The organism is Clostridium sp. AF34-10BH, from assembly GCF_003478095.1.
GTDB classification, from domain to species: domain Bacteria; phylum Bacillota; class Clostridia; order Lachnospirales; family Lachnospiraceae; genus Acetatifactor; species Acetatifactor acetigignens.
In genome coordinates this window covers 516-1,169 of record NZ_QUEC01000075.1, presented here as the reverse complement: position 1 = coordinate 1,169, position 654 = coordinate 516, and the positions used below count along the sequence as shown (strand labels likewise).

Below are 654 nucleotides of genomic sequence, written 5' to 3'. Positions count from 1 at the left end.
TCAGACTGTAGACAAAGCTCCTTCCTGTGAGGGAGCTTTTCTTGTGTCATGACTGCAAAAATTATGTACTTACAAGCATATAAGAAGTAGTGAAAATGCCGTATTTACGGGACTTTTCACTACTTTTTTGGTATAATGAAAGTATCAAAATAAAGGCGGTGTTTCCTATGATGACACAGAATGCAGATAAGAAAAGAGAACAGATTCAGATGTTCTGCATGGATGACCTTGTTCCGCAGGATCATCTGCTGCGCCTGATTGACCAGGCAATCGACTGGAGTTTTATCTATGATCTTGTGATCGATAAATACAGTGCAGACAATGGCCGCCCCAGCATGGATCCGGTCATGCTCATTAAAATTCCATTCATCCAGTATCTGTACGGCATCCGAAGCATGCGCCAGACAGTAAAAGAAATCGAAGTCAATGTCGCATACCGATGGTTCCTCGGTCTGGAAATGATGGACAAGGTTCCCCATTTCTCTACGTTTGGAAAGAATTATACCAGACGCTTTAAGAATACTGATCTTTTTGAACAGATCTTTTCCCGTATCCTGCAGGAATGCTATAAATACAGACTGATCGATCCTTCCGAGGTCTCCGTGGATGCCACCCATGTAAAAGCACGGGCAAACAGCAAAAAGATGCGGAAAT

At 42.7% G+C, this 654-nt stretch carries 1 protein-coding gene; it reads left to right on the top strand.

Annotated elements, in window-relative coordinates:
* Window positions 1–167 precede the first annotated feature (167 nt).
* The coding region (locus DWZ61_RS20345; RefSeq protein ID WP_243026469.1) for a transposase at window positions 168–654 on the top strand (487 nt) is incomplete at its 3' end.